12 protein-coding genes, 6 tRNA genes and 1 riboswitch are annotated in these 18636 nt (G+C 71.9%); of the genes, 7 read left to right on the top strand and 11 right to left on the bottom strand.

Annotation, left to right across the window (positions count from 1 at the left end):
• Positions 1-20 precede the first annotated feature (20 nt).
• From IE108_RS02920 to IE108_RS02895, 6 genes are all read right to left on the bottom strand, one after another.
• Positions 21-965 carry an aldo/keto reductase gene (locus tag IE108_RS02920; protein ID WP_064728665.1) on the bottom strand — a complete coding sequence of 315 codons (945 nt, stop codon included), beginning with the start codon at positions 963-965 and terminating at the stop codon, positions 21-23.
• Between the two features lie 135 nt (positions 966-1100).
• The gene (locus IE108_RS02915; protein ID WP_064728666.1) at positions 1101-2138 is read right to left on the bottom strand and encodes a M23 family metallopeptidase; all 1038 of its coding nucleotides are present in this window, start codon (positions 2136-2138) and stop codon (positions 1101-1103) included.
• A 10-nt stretch (positions 2139-2148) separates the two neighbouring features.
• Positions 2149-2305, bottom strand: a riboswitch (cyclic di-AMP (ydaO/yuaA leader).
• A 224-nt stretch (positions 2306-2529) separates the two neighbouring features.
• Complete coding sequence (locus IE108_RS02910) at positions 2530-3756, bottom strand: PP2C family protein-serine/threonine phosphatase (protein ID WP_064728667.1); 1227 nt, start codon at positions 3754-3756, stop codon at positions 2530-2532.
• 163 nt (positions 3757-3919) lie between these two features.
• Positions 3920-3993 (bottom strand) — tRNA-Met (locus IE108_RS02905).
• A gap of 52 nt (positions 3994-4045) precedes the next feature.
• Entirely contained in the window at positions 4046-5206 is a 1161-nt protein-coding gene (locus IE108_RS02900) for a dihydrofolate reductase family protein (protein WP_064728668.1), read from the bottom strand.
• A gap of 131 nt (positions 5207-5337) precedes the next feature.
• Positions 5338-6186 carry a helix-turn-helix transcriptional regulator gene (locus IE108_RS02895; protein ID WP_064728669.1) on the bottom strand — a complete coding sequence of 283 codons (849 nt, stop codon included), beginning with the start codon at positions 6184-6186 and terminating at the stop codon, positions 5338-5340.
• 145 nt (positions 6187-6331) lie between these two features.
• On the opposite strand from IE108_RS02895, the gene IE108_RS02890 reads away from it, so the two are divergent.
• Positions 6332-7111, top strand: a complete 780-nt coding sequence (locus IE108_RS02890; RefSeq protein WP_064728670.1) for an NAD(P)H-dependent oxidoreductase — start codon at positions 6332-6334, stop codon at positions 7109-7111.
• Between the two features lie 60 nt (positions 7112-7171).
• On the opposite strand, the gene IE108_RS02885 is transcribed toward IE108_RS02890, so the two are convergent.
• The 5 genes from IE108_RS02885 to IE108_RS02865 form a co-directional block, all read right to left on the bottom strand.
• A tRNA-Lys gene (locus tag IE108_RS02885) sits at positions 7172-7244 on the bottom strand.
• A 119-nt stretch (positions 7245-7363) separates the two neighbouring features.
• On the bottom strand, positions 7364-8899 hold the full coding sequence (locus IE108_RS02880; protein ID WP_064728671.1) for an amino acid permease: 1536 nt from the start codon (positions 8897-8899) through the stop codon (positions 7364-7366).
• Positions 8900-9015: 116 nt separating this feature from the next.
• Entirely contained in the window at positions 9016-11112 is a 2097-nt protein-coding gene (locus IE108_RS02875) for a DEAD/DEAH box helicase (RefSeq protein ID WP_189397564.1), read from the bottom strand.
• Between the two features lie 231 nt (positions 11113-11343).
• Positions 11344-11892: a hypothetical protein gene (locus IE108_RS02870; protein ID WP_064731845.1), complete on the bottom strand. Its 549-nt coding sequence runs from the start codon at positions 11890-11892 to the stop codon at positions 11344-11346.
• A 166-nt stretch (positions 11893-12058) separates the two neighbouring features.
• Positions 12059-12409, bottom strand: coding sequence for a metallopeptidase family protein (locus tag IE108_RS02865; protein ID WP_064728673.1), 351 nt, complete (start codon positions 12407-12409; stop codon positions 12059-12061).
• Positions 12410-12480: 71 nt separating this feature from the next.
• Between IE108_RS02865 and IE108_RS02860 the strand changes: the two genes are divergently transcribed.
• The 6 genes from IE108_RS02860 (at position 12481) to IE108_RS02835 (ending at position 18628) form a co-directional block, all read left to right on the top strand.
• The gene (locus IE108_RS02860) at positions 12481-14052 is read left to right on the top strand and encodes a metallophosphoesterase family protein (protein WP_064728674.1); all 1572 of its coding nucleotides are present in this window, start codon (positions 12481-12483) and stop codon (positions 14050-14052) included.
• A gap of 80 nt (positions 14053-14132) precedes the next feature.
• A tRNA-Glu gene (locus tag IE108_RS02855) sits at positions 14133-14205 on the top strand.
• 34 nt (positions 14206-14239) lie between these two features.
• Positions 14240-14314 (top strand) — tRNA-Asp (locus tag IE108_RS02850).
• Positions 14315-14343: 29 nt separating this feature from the next.
• Positions 14344-14417, top strand: a tRNA-Phe gene (locus tag IE108_RS02845).
• A 98-nt stretch (positions 14418-14515) separates the two neighbouring features.
• Positions 14516-18460: an ATP-dependent RNA helicase HrpA gene (gene hrpA / locus IE108_RS02840; protein WP_064728675.1), complete on the top strand. Its 3945-nt coding sequence runs from the start codon at positions 14516-14518 to the stop codon at positions 18458-18460.
• 93 nt (positions 18461-18553) lie between these two features.
• Positions 18554-18628: transfer RNA gene (locus tag IE108_RS02835), tRNA-Asp, on the top strand.
• Positions 18629-18636 lie beyond the last annotated feature (8 nt).

Raw genomic sequence — 18636 nt, 5'->3', positions numbered from 1 at the left:
AGCCCGTCAGGCGAGTCCGCTCAGGCCGACGCCCGCGTCAGGGCCGCGATCTCGTCGTCCGTGAGGCTCAATTCCCCCACGCCCAGCAGCGCCGGCAGCTGCTCCACCGTGCGCGCCGACGCGATCGGGGCGGCGACGGTCGGCTGAGCGGCCAGCCAGGCGAGGGCCACCGTGGCGACGGGGGCACCGTGCGCCTCGGCGATCTCGTCCAGGGCGGCGAGCACCCGCCGGCCGCGCTCGGTCTCCAGGTGCTTGCCCGCACCGCCGGCCCGCGGGCTGTCTACGCTGGTGCCGGGCCGGTACTTGCCGGTGAGGAAGCCGGCCGCGAGGGCGTAGTACGGCACGGCCGCGAGACCGGAGCGCTCGGCGAGGTCGCGCAGCGGACCCTCGTAGGTGTCGCGGGAGACCAGGTTGTAGTGCGGCTGGAGGGCGACGTACCGGGCGAGGCCCTCCCGGTCGGAGAACTCCAGGGAGGCCGCGAGCCGCTCCGCGGAGATGTTGGAGGCGGCGATGTGCCGCACCTTGCCCGCCCTCACCAGCTCGTCGAGCGCGCCGACGATCTCCTCGACCGGCACCTCGGGCTTGTCGAAGTGCGTGTAGTAGAGGTCGATGTGATCGGTCCGCAGACGCCGCAGCGAGGCGTCGGCCGCCGCCTTGATGTTCGCGGCGGACAGGCCCGGGTACTCGGGGTGCTGGCTGACCTTGGTGGCGAGGACGACGTCGTCACGGTTGCCGCGGGCCGCGAACCAGGCGCCGAGGACGGACTCGGACTCGCCGCCGCTGTTGCCGTCGACCCAGGCGGAGTAGGAGTCGGCGGTGTCGACGAAGTTGCCGCCGGCCGCCGTGTAGGCGTCCAGGACGGCGAAGGAGCGGTCCTGGTCGGCGGTCCAGCCGAAGACGTTGCCGCCGAGGGCGAGCGGGAAGACCTCGAGGTCGGAGGAGCCGAGCTTGCGCAGAGAAGTCATGTAGAGCGTCAACGAACATACCGGATCGGGTCATTCCGGCGCGGACGCAAAAACCCCGCCAACCGGCAGCCCTGACGTCGGGGGGTCGCCGTCAGGACCGCCGGGGACCAGCGGGTGGGCGGATGGGCCGGTGGCTCAGGGCGTGAGGCCCTTGCTCTGCAGCCAGGCCATCGGGTCGATGCCGGAGCCGCCGCCGGGGTGGACCTCCATGTGGAGATGCGCGCCGGTGACGTTGCCGGTGGCGCCGACGCGGCCGATGACGTCACCGGTGGTGACCTCCTGGCCGACGCTGACGCTGATCGAGGACTGGTGGGCGTACCAGATCTCGGTGCCGTCATCCAGGGTGAGCACGGTCTTGTAGCCGTACGACCCGTCCCAGCCGGCGGACGTGATGGTCCCGCTGTGGACGGCCTTGAGCAGGGTGCCCGTGGGCGCGGCGAAGTCGAGGCCGGTGTGATGGCCGGAGGACCAGTAGGCGCCGGCCTGACCGAAGGTCGAGGAGATCGTGTACGAGGAGGTCGGCAGCGTGAACTGCTTGGCCAGCTTGGCCAGGCGCTCGGCCTCGGCCTTCTTCGCGGCCTCCTCCTCCGCCTTCTTCTTGGCGGCGGCGGCCTTCGCCTCGGCCTCCTTCTCCGCCTTGGCGGCGGCTTCCGCGGCCTTCTTCTCGGCGGCGGCCGCGGCCTCGGCGGCGGCCTTGGTCTCGACCTGGGCCTGCTGCTGCTCGGCCTGCGCCATGATCCGGGCCCGCAGGGACTCGCCGGCGCCGGCGGTGTCGGTACCCTCGGCGGTGTCGGCGGTGGCGGTCACGCCGATGCCGCTGAGCGGGGTGGTGGACCCTTCCGGCTGCGGCTCCTCGTCGGAGATGAGCGAGCCGACGTTCGGCAGGTCCGGCATGGAGATGGAGACCGGCGGCTTGCCGGTCTGCGCGCTGGCCATGCCGCCCGCGCCGACCGCGGCGATGACGCCTACGCCGAGGACGGTGGAGCTGCGGGCGAGCCCGCCGCGCTGCTTGGCGACGCGGTGCCGGCCGCGTACGGGGCGGATGGAGTCCGCGGTGGGATTCCACTCCTCCCAAGGGCCCTCTTCGGCGCGGTTGTTCTCGTAGCCGAAGGTGTCGGAGTCGTACCGGTTCGGCACGAACGGGGCCTCGGGGGCAGGCCGGTTGGACGCCACGTGGGCGTACTCCTTTCCTTCCTTTCGCCTACCGGGTTAGCTGACGGGTTCGGAGCAGGAAGGTCTCCTACGGGCGCATGCAGTCGTGTTGCCACGGCGTCAAACGCCCGATTCACCCCAATGTGGTGGTTCCCCGGTTCCCTTGCGGGATTCGGCGCGTGCGCACGGAGCCGCCTTCTGTGACGGCTGGGACGACCGCGCTGCGTTATCGAACGTTAATAGACCCGGGGCCCGGATTCCAAGCCGTTCCTCTTGATCATTAACGAATACGGCCCGGACGTACACCTCAGGAACGGTGAAAACCGGGCGAGTTGACCCCCGCTCGGTATTCCCCTTCACGCCACTGTTTTCTGACGGATCGTCAGTCGTTATGCGGAGGGAGGCCGCCTCGTCACGGCTCGTGACAATGATCATGCTCGCCGCGCCGTGGCCGCCGCACGGCGAGCAGCGCCATGTCGTCGGCCATGCCGCCCCCGGAGTGGCGGCGCACGTCGCGGGCGAGGGTGTCGAGCAGCTTCGCCGGATGCCGGAAGACCCGGCCGGCCAGCCGGGTGTACGGGTCGTAGAACTCGCCGCGCTCGTCGCGGGCCTCCGACAGGCCGTCCGTGTACAGCAGCAGCGTGGCCCCGCCGGGGAAGGCGGTCTCCTCGGCCCGGTCGGGCCACACGCCCAGCTCGCCCATGCCGAGCGGCAGCGCCGCCTCCCGGGCGGGCAGCGGCCCGAGGGTGCCGTCCCCGTGGAGCAGCAGGGGCGGCGGATGGCCCCGGTTGACGATGCGTACGGTCCCGGTGCCGTGCGGGAGTTCGGCGAGGACGGCGGTGGTGAACCCCTCGAAGGCGTCGAGTCCGTCGCGCCGGGTGCCCTCCCGCGCCAGCGCCCGCTCCAGGCGCTGCGCCACCGCCTCCAGCGTCGCCTCCTGCTCGGCGGCCTCCCGGAAGGCGCCGATCACCACGGCGACGGCGGCCACCGCCCCCATGCCCTTGCCCCGCACGTCCCCCACGATGAGCCGGACGCCCCGCGCGCTGTCCTGCACCGCGTACAGGTCGCCGCCGATGAAGGCGTCGGCCTGCGCGGCCTCGTAACTGGCCGCGATCTCGAAGCCGGCGATCCGCTCGGCCGGCTCGGGCAGCACGGCGCGCTGGGCGGCCTCGGCGATCTCCCGGGCGGTGGCGAGGCGCTCGTCGGTGCGGCGGACGAAGGCGTTGACGAAGACGGCGAGCGCGGCGACCGTCGCGATGGTGATCAGCTCGGTGAGGGAGTCGACGTAGTGGATGACGCCCTTGCTCGCCTGGAGCCCGATCACCGAGGCGACCACGGCGACGCCGGTGAGGGCCGTGCCGCGCCGGGAGTAGATCGGCGCGGCGACCAGCGGCGCGGCGGTGTAGAGGGGGCCGGCGGTGAAGTAGCGCGGGGTGAAGATGTCGTACAGGACGGCGATCACGATCAGCAGCGGGGGCAGCGAGCGCACCAGGGCCCGGCCGTAGGCAGTGCGCCAGGGGCGCGGGCGCGGCGCGGGGGCCGCGGGCCGTCCCTCGTCGCCCAGGCCGAGACCGGGGTCGGGCACGGGATCGCCGGGGAGCCGGCCGCCGGCTCGGGCGTGCGCTCCCTCGTCCTCCACGTCACCTGGCCGCACCACTGGTCTCCCGCGCCCCCTGTCCGCGCCGCTTGCCGTGCCGGACTCCAGGTTTCCCGGGGCGGGTGCGGGCGGCGAGCGGTGCGGGCCGTCCGGGTGAACGCACCGAGGGCCGGAACCCTTTCGGATTCCGGCCCTCGGCCTTCAGTAGCGGGGACAGGATTTGAACCTGCGACCTCTGGGTTATGAGCCCAGCGAGCTACCGAGCTGCTCCACCCCGCGTCGTTGTGTCACCAGTGTACGTCATCCGGCGGGTGCCGCGCACACACGCCCCTCAGGCCCCGTCCAGATGCCGGTTCGGGGCCTTGGCCCGCTCCTCGAACTCCGGGAGTACGACGACCGCGGCACCCCCGGCGGCGAGCACCCCGCCGCCGTCCGCGCCCGGCACGAAGGTGTCCGGCTCCCGCCAGGCGGTGACCACGCGGCGCACCCCGGCGCCGAGGATCAGCCGGGCGCAGGGCGCGGGCCGGGAGGCGCGGCGGGCGCAGGGCTCCAGGCTGCTGTACACGGTGGCGCCGGGGAGCGCCGGGTCGGCGGGGTCGATCTTGGCGAGGGCGGCCTCCTCGGCGTGCGCGACCGGGTCGCCGCCCTCCCGCGAGTGCCCCCGCGCCAGCTCGCGGCCGTCGGCGGCGACCACGACGGCCCCCACGCTGAACGCGGTCCGGGACGGCGGGCACAGCTCCGCCAGCTCGCAGGCGAGCGCCAGCCAGTGCCGGTCGGCGGCGCTCACGCGACGGCCGGCGCCGGGCGCGGTCGGCAGGTACCGGGCCAGCACGACGTCCTCGATCCGCCGCGACTCCACCAGCCGCAGCCGGCCGCCCTGGTAGGCGCCGGGCCCGAAGAGGCGGGGGGCCGCGGGGTCGCCGACGAGCAGCGGCGCGAGGACGAGCTGGAGCTCGTCGGCGAGTTCCTGCTGGAGCAGCTGGGTGTGGACGGTCCCGCCCCCCTCCACCATGAGCCGCCGCACCCCGCACCGGTCGTGCAGGTACTCCAGCGCGGCCCGCCAGTCGAGGGCGCCGCCGAGCGGGACGACGACGTCGTCGGCGATCCCCAGCCCCCGGGCCCGCCCGGCTCCCTCGTCCGTGGTCAGCAGCACCTTGCGCCCGCCGGTGTGCCAGAAGCGCGCCGCCGGGTCCAGCTCCCCGCTGCCGCTGACGGTGACCTTGAGCGGGTACTCCGGCCTGCCGGCCGCCACCCGCGCGGCCCGCCGCTCCGCGGAGTTCACCAGCAGCCGCGGATTGTCGGCCCGGATGGTCCCGGCCCCGACCAGGATCGCGTCCACCGAGGCCCGCACCTCGTCGACCCGGTCGAAGTCGGCGGGGGACGACAGCAGCAGACGCTCGGGTCCCGTGTCGTCCAGGCAGCCGTCCAGGGAGACGGCGGCGGAGAGGAGGACGTAGGGGAGGGGCCTGCCGGTCCTCTCGGGGGCGGTCATGTCCGGACGTGCTCCTTCGTGCTTCGGCCCCGGTCGTCGTGGACCCACGCGAGCGGGCGGGCGCGCTTCCTGCGGGAATGAGGAGCGTAACCAGCGCCGGACGTCACGTCCGCCTCGGAACCGTCCCGCCGCTACTCACGGACCTGGGTGTTCACGGTGGGTTGCGGGTCGCCGCTGTCCGCGCCCAGGCCCGCGAGCAGGCGCAGCCCGTCCTCGGTGGCGCTGCCGGGGGCGGCGGAGAGCACCAGCAGTTCCATGCCCGACGCGTCCGGCAGCGAGAAGTTCTCCTGGTGCAGTTCCAGCAGTCCGACCAGCGGGTGCCGGTACGCCTTGCGGCCATGGGTGCGGGCGCACACGTCCGCGCGGGCCCAGAGGCGGCGGAAGCGCTCGCTGCCCATCGCCAACTCGCCGATGAGCGAGGCCAGGCGGGGATCCTCGGGGTACTTGCCCGCGGCCAGCCGCAGGTGTCCGACCGCGTCGAGGGTGCAGTTCTCCCAGTCGGCGTAGAGGCCCCGCTCGGCCTCCTCCAGGAAGATGTGCCGGGCGGTGTTCAGTCCCGGGAGCGGCCGGCCGTAGAGGAGCCCGGCCAGGCGGTTCCCGGCGAGCACGTCGAGGCGGTGGTTCATGATGACCGCGGGTGCGTCGGCGACCAGGTCGAGGACGCGCAGCAGCTCCGGACGGACGCGGGAGGCCGGTGCCTTCGGCCGGCGGCGGCGCTGCCGGGCGAGCCGGTGGAGGTGCTCGCGTTCGGTCTCGTCGAGGCCGAGGACGCCGGCGAGGGCATCGAGGACCTGTTCGGAGGGCTGGGTGGCGCGGCCCTGCTCCAGGCGTACGTAGTAGTCGACGCTCACTCCGGACAGGTGCGCGACCTCTTCGCGGCGCAGTCCTTCGACCCGGCGGCGGCTGTCGGTGGGGATACCGGCGGACGCCGGGTCGACCCGGGATCGACGGGTCCGCAGGAAACCAGCGAGATCGTCCATGCCCCCCAGTATGGCCACGGGCGGGGACCGTGAGGGTGGCCCTGCCGGTACCAGGAAGTCCCGTCCGACGGTCGAGGCGCCCCTGAACGACGGGCGCCGCGGCGTCCAGGATCGATGGCATCGCATCCGATCCGAAGGAGTCCCCGTGAAGACGCTGATCGTCCACGCCCACCCGGAGCCGAAGTCGCTCAACGGCTCGCTGAAGGATCTCGCGGTGTCCACCCTGGAGGCCGCCGGGCACGAGGTACGGGTGAGCGACCTGTACGCGATGGGCTGGAAGGCGGTCGTGGACGCCGCCGACTACGGTCCCGAGGCGTCGAGTCCGCTGCAGGTCGCCCGGGACTCGGGCCGGGCCTTCGAGGGCGGGACGCTCACCCCGGACGTGCGTGCCGAGCAGGAGAAGCTGCTGTGGGCCGACACCGTCATCTTCCAGTTCCCGCTGTGGTGGTACTCGATGCCGGCGATCCTCAAGGGCTGGGTGGACCGGGTGTTCACCTTCCGCTTCGCGTACGGCGTCGGCGAGCACAGCGACACGAAGTACGGCGAGCGCTACGGCGAAGGCACCCTCGCGGGCAGGAAGGCCCTGCTGTCGGTGACCATCGGCGGCCAGGAGTCGCACTACGGCGCCCGCGGCATCAACGGCCCCATCGAGGATCTCCTGTTCCCGATCCACCACGGCATCCTCTACTACCCCGGCATCGAGGCCGTGCCGCCCTTCGTCGTGTACGGCGCCGACCGGATGACCGCCGAGGACTACCCGGACGTCGCCAAGGCGTGGGAGCGGCGCCTGCTCACGCTGGAGTCGACCGAGCCGATCCCCTTCCGGCGGCAGAACTTCGGCGACTACGAGATGCCCTCGCTGCAGCTGAAGGAGGGGCTGGAGCCCGCGGGCCGCACGGGTTTCGGGCTGCACGTGCGCGGGTGACCGCCGTGCGACACGCACAGGACCCCAGCTCGGTCCTGCCGTGAGCTGGGGTCCAACGCGTAGGCCCTGTGGGACTCGAACCCACAACCAATGGATTAAAAGTCCACTGCTCTGCCAATTGAGCTAAGGGCCCAGGGCGTCCGTCGCGCGGTGCCGCGCGATGTAGCCACACCGAGCATAGCCCGACGTGGCCGAGACGCCGATCGGGTATCCGGGTCACGGCCGCGTCGGCGCGCGGTGCGGGCGGCGGGGCTACGGGTCCACCGGCTCGGGGGCGTTCGCGCGGGCGGCCACGCGGGCGCGGGTGCGGGCGTGGTCGGGGTTGAGGAACCAGTGCCGGGCCGAGGCCAGCCACCAGGTCGCCGCGAAGCCGAGGACGACCAGGACCGCGATCGGCGCGTAGTTGAAGGTCTCCCAGGTGACCGGCGAGACCTGCGGCAGCATGAACAGGACCGTGATGACGCCGACCCAGGCCACCGCCACCACGCCGATCGTCCGGGACCAGCGGCCCAGGTGCCAGGGCCCGCGTTCGAAGGCGTCGCCCTTGCGGACCCGCAGCAGCGTCGGGATGACGTAGGCGATGTAGAGGCCGATGACGGCGATGGACGTCACCGCCGCGTACGCCGTGACGTTGATCAGGTAGGGCAGGCCGAGGGCCAGCGCGGACAGGGCCGCCAGCCAGACCGCCGCGACCGGGGTGCGGGTGCGCGGGTTCACGGTGTGCCAGACGTGGGAGAAGGGCAGCGCTCCGTCGCGCGAGAACGCGTAGATCATGCGGCTGTTGGCCGTCACCGACGCCATCCCGCAGAAGAGCTGCGCCCCGATGACGACCAGCAGCAGGAGCTTGCCCGCGGTGGCCCCCAGCGCGTCCAGGAGGATCTGGGCGGGCGGCGCGCCGGTCGGGGAGGTGAGGGCGCCCTCGTAGGACTGGATGGCGAAGGTGAAGCCGAGCAGGAGGACGAAGCCGGCGATCCAGGAGGTCCAGATGGAGCGGACGATGCCCTTCGGCCCGGCCGTGGACGCGTCGTGCGTCTCCTCGGTCATGTGGGCCGAGGCGTCGTAGCCGGTGAAGGTGTACTGGGCCATCAGCAGGCCGATGAGGACCACGTAGACGCCGCTGCCCCAGCCGGTGTTGTTGACGAACTCGCCGAACACGAAGGACGCCGACTGGTGGTGGTCGGGGGCGAAGGTCAGCGCGCCGACGATGACCGCGACGCCGAGGACGTGCCACCAGACGCTGACGCTGTTCAGCAGGCCGACGATGCGCACGCCGAAGGTGTTCAGCAGGCCGTGCAGGACCAGGATCCCGGCGAAGAGGAGGATCGTGCGGCCCGGCGTGACCTCGAAGTCGAACTGCAGGTTCAGGTAGGCGCCGAGGAAGGACGCGGCGCCGAAGTCGATGCCGGCGGTCACGGCGACCTGCCCCAGCACGTTGAACCAGCCCGTGAACCACGCCCAGGCCGCCGCCGTACGGGGCGGGGCCAGGCGGTGGGCCCAGAAGTAGAGGCCCGCCGAGGTCGGGTAGGCCGAGCAGATCTCCGCCATGGCCAGGCCGACGAACAGGGTCATCAGGCCGACGGCGACCCAGCCCCAGGTGATGACGGCGGGGCCGCCCGTGTTCATGCCGAACAGGTAGAGGGTCAGGCAGCCGGAGAGGACCGAGATGATGGTGAAGGAGACCGCGTAGTTGGAGAACGCCGACATGCGGCGGGCCAGAACCTGGGTGTAGCCGAGCTGGGCCAGCCGTTCCTCGTCCGACAGCCCACTCACCTTGGCGTCATCTGTCATGCCCCCAGCAATTCCCTCGCGAGGCGCGTGACATGCGTCACCCCGTGGCCGAAAGCAGAGCGCCGTGGCCCCCACCCGTCAGGGCAGGGGCCACGGCGCGTGCGGGCGTTCAGGCGTCAGCCGTTGCGCTTCCAGCGGGGCTTGTCGTCGCGGCGGCCGAAGGACGAGCCGCGGTGGTCGTCACGGCGGCCGTACGGGCGGTCGTGGCCGCCGGAGCGGAAGCCGGGACGGTCGCCCTGGCGGTCGCGGTTGAAGGGGCGGTCGCTGCCCGGGCGGTCGCCCTGGCGGTCGCGGTTGAACGGGCGGTCGCCGCCGCGGTGTCCACCGCGCTCACCGCGGTCGTCCCGGCGGAAGCCGCCGCGGTCGTCACGGCGCTCGAACGAACGGCCACCACGGTCGTCACGACGGTCGTCACGGCGGAAACCGCCACGGTCGTCACGACGCTCGAACGAACGGCCACCACGGTCGTCACGACGGTCGTCCCGACGGAAACCACCGCGGTCGTCACGACGCTCGAACGAACGGCCACCACGGTCGTCACGACGGTCGTCCCGACGGAAACCGCCACGGTCGTCACGACGGTCGTCGCGGCGGAAGCCACCCCGGTCGTCACGACGGTCGCCGCGGTCGGCGAAGCGGTCGCGGCCACCCGTGGCGCCGCGCTCCGGCCGGTCGGTCTTCTCGGCCTTCTCGACCTTCTCCACGTCGCGCGCGCCGGGCTGCTCGGGCAGCGAGACCTCGGTCTCGGACGCGGCGGCGGCCACCTCGGCCAGCACCGTCTCCGGGTCCTCGCCCCGCTCCCGCGCGACGCGGGCGACCAGGCGGTCGGCCTCCTCGCGCAGCTCGGTGGCACGGCGCTGCGCGCGCTCCAGCTCCTTGCCCAGCTGGGCGACCTCGCGCTCGGCCTGCTGCGCGGCGTTGCCCGCCGACTCGGCCTGGACCTCGGTCATCGACCGGGCGCCGGTGATCTCGGCGACCTCCGGCTCGAAGGCGGCGCCGCCCTGGATGATGTGACGCGTGGCGTCGACGCCCGCGTCCTCCATCAGCCGGAAGATCTGCCGGCGCTGGTGCGGCAGGGAGAGGGAGACCACGGTGCCGGTGCGGCCGGCGCGCGCGGTGCGGCCGGCGCGGTGCAGGTAGTCCTTGTGGTCACCGGCCGGGTCCACGTTCAGGACCAGGTCGATGCCGTCGACGTGGATGCCGCGCGCGGCGACGTCGGTGGCGACCAGGACGTTGACGTAGCCGTCCTTGAAGTCGGCCAGCGTGCGGGTGCGCGCGCCCTGGGTCATGCCGCCGTGCAGGGCGTCGGCCTTGGCGCCCGCGTCGCGCAGCTGCTCGGCGACGCGGTCGGCGCCCAGCTGGGTGCGGACGAAGATGATGGTGCGGCCCTTGCGGGAGGCGATGGCCGCGGTGACCGGCGCCTTGTCCTTGGGCTTCACGACCAGGATGTGGTGCGACATGGTCGTCACGGCGCCCTGGGCGGCGTCGACCTCGTGGCTGACCGGGTTGTTCAGGTACCGGTCGACGAGGGTCTTGATCTCGTTCTCCATGGTCGCGGAGAACAGCATCCGCTGACCGCCCGCGGGCACCTGGTCGAGCAGCTCGGTGACCTCGGGCATGAAGCCCAGGTCGGACATCTGGTCGGCCTCGTCGAGGACCGCGATCTCCACGTTCTCCAGGGAGCAGGCGCCGCGGTTGATGATGTCGCGCAGCCGGCCCGGGGTGGCGACCAGGACGTCGACGCCGCGCTCGAGGGCGTAGATCTGGTTGCCCATCGAGGTGCCGCCGCAGACGACCTTCATCTTGAGGCCGAGGACGTCGCCGTACGGCTGGAGCGCGTCGGCGACCTGCATGGCCAGCTCACGGGTCGGGGTGAGGATGACGGCGCGCGGCTTGTGCTTCTCGGTGCGGCCGCCGGCCAGCGTGGCCAGGGTCGGCAGACCGAAGGAGAGGGTCTTGCCGGAGCCGGTGCGGCCCCGGCCGAGGATGTCCTTGCCCGCCAGCGCGTCCGGGATGGTCGCGGCCTGGATGGGGAAGGGGGTGGTCACACCGTTCTGCGCGAGCTTGCGCACGACGCCCTCGGGCAGCCCCAGCTCGGCGAAGGTCACCTCGGGGGCGGCGGGGGTGTCGGTCGCCTCGGCGGCCTCGGCCGCGCCCTCGACGCCTTCGGCGTTCTCGGGCATGACGGCGTGATCGGTACTGGTCATGGACATGCGAATGCGAAACCTTCCGGAGTCTCTCGTCGGCACGCGCCCGTCAACTCCGTGAATCGCGATTCGCAATACGACCGCCTCGATGCGGTCCACCACGGCAAGGGAGAGTACGCGCCACACGGCGCGCTCTGCGGTGGCGCCGGGCAAATGGGATCAAACGATCTACCACCATACGCACCCCACACCCCCGAAGGCAAACCGGCCCGCAATGCCCAGGTCAGGGGCGCGCGCCTAGGCCGGCGCCCCGGCCGCGGGTGCCGGTTCGCGCTGGGCGAGCTGGGTGCCGGGCGGCTCGTGCGCCGACGAGGAGGGCTCGGCCACCGTCGGCTCCACGGTGGGCGTCGACGGCGGCTCCTCGGTCGGCGTCGGCGGGGGCTCCACCGTCCGGGACGGCTCGGCGGGCGGCGTCCAAGTGGGGCCGGGCCCGCCGCCCCCGCCCTTCGGCGGCGGGGTCCCGGTCGCGCGCCCCGGCGGCCGCGCCGTGGCGGTGCCGTCCCCGCCCTTCGCGCCCCCGGCCCTCCCCTTGCCGTGCTCCTTGCCCCCGCCCTTGGCCCGCTTGCCCTTGCCGTCCTTCTCGTCACCCTCGGCCGCGCCGTATCCGGCGCCGCCGCCGGACGCCGCCGGGCCGCCGTCGGGCGCCTCACCGCCCCGCTCACCGGCGGAGTGCGACGGCCTGGCGCGCCCGCCGGACTCGTCGTCGCCGACGCTCATGCAGCCGGCGGCGGCGGCGACGGCCAGGGCCGTGGCGGCCAGACGGACGGGTACGTACAAGGGGCGCACGGCCACCTCCGGGATTCAAGGAGTCGCCGTGCCCAACTCCCGTCACCCACAAGAGGACACGCGCCCGGCGAGGCGGACTTGACCCGAGCGCGTCACCCGTACCCCGGGCACCTCACCCGCACCCCGGGCGCGCGCCCCCGACGCGTCCGGGCCCGCGCCGGACGCGTCACCCGTACCCGAGGGCGTGCAGCCGCTCGTCGTCGATCCCGAAGTGGTGCGCGATCTCGTGGACCACCGTCACCTCGGTCTCCGCCACCACGTCCTCGCGCGTCTCGCAGAACCGCAGCGTCGGCCCCCGGTAGATCGTGATCCGGTCCGGCAGCACCCCCGCGTACCACTCCCCGCGCTCCGTCAGCGGCGTCCCCTCGTACAGCCCGAGCAGCTCGGGATCCTCCGCCGGCGGTTCGTCCTCCACGAACACGGCGACGTTGTCCATCAGCCGCGTCAGCTCCGGCGGGATCCGGTCCAGCGCCTCGGCGACCAGTTCCTCGAACTCCTCGCGCGTCATCTCCAGCACGGACCCATTGTCGGGTACGACCGTGCCGTACGACCCGCATATCCGCCCCGGGGCATGGGCATACGGGACCAATGGCCCGCGTCCCCGCCGCAGCCCCGCACGCCCTGGCCGAGGTGATGAACTCCATCCGCAACGCCCCGCGCGCCCTGATCCGCCGACGCCGCGCCCGCCGCACGCCCCCCACCCCCGAGCTGGCCGCCCGCCCGCGGCCCTGGACACGGGCCGCGGGACTCGTCGCCGTCGTGCTGCTCGGCGCCTGGCTCGGCCTGCTGGTCGTCGGCGACGTCCGCGTCCCCGTCGGCCCCATGAACACCACGATGACGCTGCGCCCCTCCGTCGCCGGCGGCACGAAGATCAACGTCTCGCCCCTGGGCGCCCTCCAGCTCGACAGCCACATCGCCCCGGTCCGCCTCGACGTCAACGTCGACCAGCTCGACCCCGACCGCGCCCAGGCCCTCGTCGACCACCCCGAGCGCCTCTCCGGCCTCCAGGACGAGGTGGCGCGCGACGTGGAACACGGCACCCTCGACCTCGCCGTCCGCTCCTGCGTCGCCGTCGTCACCGGCGCCACCGCGCTCGGCCTCGCCGTCTACCGCCGCCCCGGACGCGCCCTCGGGGCCGGCGGTCTCGCCCTGACCCTGCTGGTCGCCTCGGGCGGCACCGCCTACGCGACCTGGAACCCCGACTCGGTCCTGGAACCCAGGTTCTCCGGCCTGCTCTCCTCCGCGCCCTCCCTGGTGGGCAACGCGCGCAGCATCGTCACCGAGTTCGACGTCTACCAGAAGGAACTGGCCCGCCTGGTCACCAACGTGACCAAGCTCTACGACGTCACCTCCACGCTCCCCGCTTACCAGCCCGACCCGACCACGATCCGGGTCCTGCACGTGTCCGACATCCACCTCAACCCGGCGAGCTGGAAGATCATCGCCTCGCTGGTGCGGCAGTACAAGGTGAACGTGATCGTCGACTCCGGCGACACGATGGACCACGGCACCGCCGCGGAGAACGGCTTCCTCGATCCCATCGAGGACCTCGGCGCCCCCTATGTGTGGGTCCGCGGCAACCACGACTCCCGGGAGACCCAGAACTACCTGCGGAGCCTGAAGAACGTGCACGTCCTCGACGACGGCCGGGCGCGGAACGTCGCGGGACTGCGCTTCGCCGGCATCGGCGACCCGCAGTTCACCCCCGACCGCTCCGGATCGGACGGCGCCGAGGCCTCCCAGGAACTGGCCGGCGCCCGCCTCGCCTCCGCCCTGCGCGACCAGTCCACCGTCGGCACCCCCGTGGACGTCGCCGTCGCCCACGAGCCGTCGGCCGCCCGCGAGGTCGACGGCGCGGTGCCCCTGGTGCTCGCCGGGCACCTCCACCGGGAGGACATGGAGGTCATGAAGTACGGCACCCGCCTGCGCGTGGAGGGCTCCACCGGCGGCAGCGGACTGCGCGCGGTCGAGGGCAAGTACCCCGACCCGATCCAGGCGTCCATCCTCTACTTCGACCGGGACACCCGGCGCCTCCAGGCCTGGGACGAGATCAAGCTGGGCGGTCTGGGCCTGACGACGGCCGAGGTCAGCCGCCACCTCCCCAAGGAGAACCAACCGGGCGCCACCCCGTCCCCCAGCCCCTCCCCGAGCCCCTCGTAAAGCGTTTTGGCGATACCTCCCGCCATCCCATATGCTTCTCACGTCCCCGACGCGCTGCGAAGCGCCCAGGCGGGCCGATAGCCCTCATCGTCTAGCGGCCTAGGACGCCGCCCTTTCAAGGCGGTAGCACGGGTTCGAATCCCGTTGGGGGCACGCAGTACATGTGCGACACTGTCGTACGAAGCTTGGTCCTGTGGAGCAGTTTGGAGTGCTCGCCACCCTGTCAAGGTGGAGGCCGCGGGTTCAAATCCCGTCAGGACCGCTGAGGTTTCGTTTCACGTGAAACCTCGCGGCTGGGTAGCTCAGTTGGTACGAGCGATCGCCTGAAAAGCGATAGGTCGCCGGTTCGACCCCGGCCCCAGCCACATATGAACCCCCGTCGAGATCATCGACGGGGGTTCTGTGTTGCCCGGATGGAAATCGCTCGCCAGGTTTTTCCCGGGGATGAGATCCTGGAAGCCGTATGTCTACGCATCCCGCCCCCGCCCTCGGTTCCCTCGCGCCCCGGCTGGCCGAGCTGTCACTGCGCGACGCGCACCGGCTAGGCCGGCGGCTCGAAGGCGCGCGGAAGATCCGCAAGCCGGAGGCCCGCGCCGCCGTTCTCGCCGAGATCGAGACCGAGGTGGCCAAGGCCGAGCAGCGCGTCGGGGAGCGCCGGGCCCGGGTCCCCGCGGTCAGCTATCCCGAGCAGCTCCCGGTCAGCCAGAAGAAGGACGAGATCGCGGCCGCCATCCGTGATCACCAGGTCGTGATCGTGGCGGGCGAGACGGGCTCCGGCAAGACGACCCAGATCCCGAAGATCTGCGTCGAGCTGGGCCGGGGCGTCCGCGGCATGATCGGCCACACTCAGCCCCGCCGGATCGCCGCCCGCACCGTCGCCGAGCGGGTGGCGGACGAGCTGGACACGCCCCTCGGGGAGACGGTCGGCTGGAAGGTGCGGTTCACCGACCAGGTGAACCCGGAGTCCACCTTCATCAAGCTGATGACGGACGGCATCCTGCTCGCCGAGATCCAGACCGACCGCGAGCTGCGCGCCTACGACACGATCATCATCGACGAGGCCCACGAACGGTCCCTCAACATCGACTTCCTGCTGGGCTACCTCGCCCAGCTGCTGCCCAAGCGGCCCGACCTGAAGGTCGTCATCACCTCGGCGACCATCGACCCCGAGCGCTTCTCCCGGCACTTCGGGGACGCGCCGATCGTCGAGGTCAGCGGCCGGACCTACCCGGTGGAGGTGCGCTACCGGCCGCTCCTCGAGGAGGACGGCGACGACGCCGACCGCGACCAGATCACGGCCATCACCGACGCCGTCGAGGAGCTGATGGGCGAGGGCAAGGGCGACATCCTCGTCTTCCTCTCCGGTGAGCGGGAGATCCGGGACACGGCGGACGCGCTGGAGAAGAAGAAGTACAGATTCACTGAGGTGCTGCCGCTGTACGCGCGGCTGTCGCACGCCGAGCAGCACCGGGTGTTCCAGCAGCACACCGGGCGCAGGATCGTTCTGGCCACCAACGTCGCCGAGACCTCGCTGACCGTGCCGGGCATCAAGTACGTGATCGACCCCGGCTTCGCCCGGATCTCGCGGTACAGCCACCGCACCAAGGTGCAGCGGCTGCCGATCGAGCCGATCTCGCAGGCCAGCGCCAACCAGCGCAAGGGCCGCTGCGGGCGCACCAGCGACGGCATCTGCATCCGGCTGTACGCCGAGGACGACTTCGAGGCGCGCCCGGAGTTCACGGACGCCGAGATCCTGCGGACCAACCTGGCCTCCGTCATCCTCCAGATGACCGCGGCGGGCCTCGGCGACATCGAGAAGTTCCCCTTCATCGACCCGCCGGACCACCGCAACATCCGCGACGGCGTGCAGCTGCTCCAGGAGCTGGGCGCGCTGGACCCGGCGCAGAAGGACGTACGCAAGCGCCTCACCGACACCGGCCGCAAGCTGGCCCAGCTGCCCGTCGACCCGCGCCTGGCCCGGATGGTGCTGGAGGCCGACAAGAACGGCTGCGTGCGTGAGGTCATGGTGATAGCCGCGGCGCTCTCCATCCAGGACCCGCGCGAGCGGCCCTCGGACAAGCAGGCCCAGGCCGACCAGCAGCACGCCCGCTTCAAGGACGAGACCAGCGACTTCCTCGCCTTCCTCAACCTGTGGCGGTACGTCCGCGAGCAGCAGAAGGAGCGGGGTTCCTCGTCCTTCCGCCGCATGTGCAAGCAGGAGTACCTCAACTTCCTGCGGATCCGCGAGTGGCAGGACATCTACACGCAGCTGCGCACGGTCGCCAAGCAGATGGGCATCCACCTCGACGAGCAGGACGCCCCCGACGACCGCGTGCACGTCTCGCTGCTCGCCGGACTGCTCTCCCACGTGGGCATGAAGGACGTCAAGGAGGGCGCGAAGAACGAGTACCTGGGCGCCCGCAACGCCAAGTTCGCGATCTTCCCCGGGTCGGCACTCTTCAAGAAGCCCCCGCGGTTCGTGATGTCCGCCGAGCTGGTGGAGACCTCCCGGCTCTGGGCCCGGGTCAACGCGAAGATCGAGCCGGAGTGGGTGGAGCCGCTCGCCGGCCACCTCCTCAAGCGCACCTACAGCGAGCCGCACTGGGAGAAGGACCAGGCGGCGGTGATGGCGTACGAGAAGGTCACGCTGTACGGCGTGCCGATCGTGGCCCAGCGCAAGGTGAACTACGGCCGGATCGACCCCGAGGTCAGCCGCGAGCTGTTCATCCGCAACGCCCTGGTGGAGGGCGACTGGCGCACGCACCACAAGTTCTTCGCGGACAACCGCCGGCTGCTCACCGAGGTCGAGGAGCTGGAGCACCGGGCGCGGCGCCGGGACATCCTGGTCGACGACGAGACGCTGTACGACTTCTACGACCAGCGGGTGCCCGAACACGTCGTCTCGGGCGCGCACTTCGACTCGTGGTGGAAGCACAAGCGTCACGAGCAGCCCGACTTCCTCGACTTCGAGCGCGAGATGCTCATCAACGAGAAGGCGGGGGCGGTCACCAAGGACGACTATCCGGACTCCTGGCGGCAGGGTCCGCTGAAGTTCCGGGTGACGTACCAGTTCGAGCCGGGTGCGGACGCCGACGGCGTGACGGTGCACGTGCCGCTCCAGGTACTCAACCAGGTCACGGACGAGGGCTTCGACTGGCAGATCCCCGGGCTGCGGGAGCAGGTGGTCACGGAGCTGATCCGGTCCCTGCCCAAGCCGATCCGCCGCAACTATGTACCGGCCCCGAACTTCGCGCAGAAGTTCCTGGAGCGGGCGGTACCGCTCCAGGAGCCGCTCACGCTCACCATGGCGCGCGAGCTGAAGCGCATGGTGGGGGTGCCGTTCGACGCGGAGGACTTCGACTGGGCGAAGGTCCCCGACCACTTGAAGATCACCTTCCGGATCGTCGACGAGCGGCGGCGCAAGCTGGCCGAGGACAAGGACCTGGAGGCGCTCAAGCTCCAGCTGCGGCCGAAGGCCCGCAAGGCCCTGTCGCAGGCCGCGGCGGCCACCGCCGTCCGCAGCGGCGGTGAGTCGCTGGAGCGCTCGGGCCTGACCGACTGGACGATCGGCACGCTCTCCCGGGTCTTCGAGACGCGCCGGGCCGGGCAGCCGGTGAAGGCGTACCCGGCGCTGGTCGACGACGGCGACACCGTGTCCGTGCGCCTCTTCGACACCGAGGCCGAGCAGGCGCAGGCGATGTGGAAGGGCACGCGCCGGCTGATCCTGCGCAACATCCCGGTCAACCCGGCGAAGTTCGCGTCCGAGAAGCTGACCAACCAGCAGAAGCTGAACCTGTCCGCCAACCCGCACGGCTCGATCCAGGCCCTGTTCGACGACTGCGCGACCGCCGCGGCCGACAAGCTGATCGCCGACTTCGGGGGCCCGGCGTGGGACGAGGAGTCCTACCGCAAGCTCTACGAGCGGGTCCGCGCGGAGATCGTCGACACCACCGTCCGCACGGTGGGCCAGGTGCAGCAGGTGCTGGCGGCCTGGCAGGCCTGCGAGCGGCGCCTGAAGTCGGTCCGGAGCCCGGCCCTGCTGGCCAACCTCCAGGACGTACGGGGGCAGCTGGACGCCCTCGTGAAGCCCGGCTTCGTCACCGAGGCGGGGATCAAACGCCTGCCGGACCTGATGCGCTACCTGGTCGCCGCCGACCGGCGCCTCCAGCAGATGCCGACCGGTGCGCAGCGGGACACCTCGCGCATGGAGAAGGTGCACGAGATGCGGGACGAGTACGCCTGGCTGCTGGAGCAGATGCCGCAGGGCCGGCCGGTGCCGCAGCAGGTGCGGGACGTGCGCTGGATGATCGAGGAGCTGCGGGTCAGCTATTTCGCCCACGCGCTGGGCACGGCGTACCCGGTCTCCGACAAGCGGATCGTGAAGGCCATCGACGCGCTGGCGCCGTGACGGGACCTGCACGGAGGGTGAGTTCGACCGGGGGGCAACCCTCCTGTACAGTCTCTTCTCGCAGCGCAACGCAAGGAAAGCGCCGCGAAACCTGGTCCTGTGGAGCAGTTTGGAGTGCTCGCCACCCTGTCAAGGTGGAGGCCGCGGGTTCAAATCCCGTCAGGACCGCAAGTGAG

This window comes from Streptomyces parvulus (assembly GCF_014648855.1).
In the GTDB taxonomy this organism is placed as follows: Bacteria; Actinomycetota; Actinomycetes; order Streptomycetales; family Streptomycetaceae; genus Streptomyces; species Streptomyces parvulus.
Note: the sequence above shows the minus strand (reverse complement) of the source record. Positions and strands in the feature narration are given on the sequence as shown.

Bases quoted from the DNA above. Each gene is read 5' to 3' on its own strand.
- IE108_RS02860 (WP_064728674.1), top strand. From the start codon at position 12,481: ATGGCCCGCGTCCCCGCCGCAGCCCCGCACGCCCTGGCCGAGGTGATG.
- IE108_RS02900 (WP_064728668.1), bottom strand. From the start codon at position 5,206: ATGACCGCCCCCGAGAGGACCGGCAGGCCCCTCCCCTACGTCCTCCTC.
- IE108_RS02880 (WP_064728671.1), bottom strand. From the start codon at position 8,899: ATGACAGATGACGCCAAGGTGAGTGGGCTGTCGGACGAGGAACGGCTG.
- IE108_RS02875 (WP_189397564.1), bottom strand. From the start codon at position 11,112: ATGTCCATGACCAGTACCGATCACGCCGTCATGCCCGAGAACGCCGAA.
- IE108_RS02920 (WP_064728665.1), bottom strand. From the start codon at position 965: ATGACTTCTCTGCGCAAGCTCGGCTCCTCCGACCTCGAGGTCTTCCCG.
- IE108_RS02895 (WP_064728669.1), bottom strand. From the start codon at position 6,186: ATGGACGATCTCGCTGGTTTCCTGCGGACCCGTCGATCCCGGGTCGAC.
- hrpA (WP_064728675.1), top strand. From the start codon at position 14,516: ATGTCTACGCATCCCGCCCCCGCCCTCGGTTCCCTCGCGCCCCGGCTG.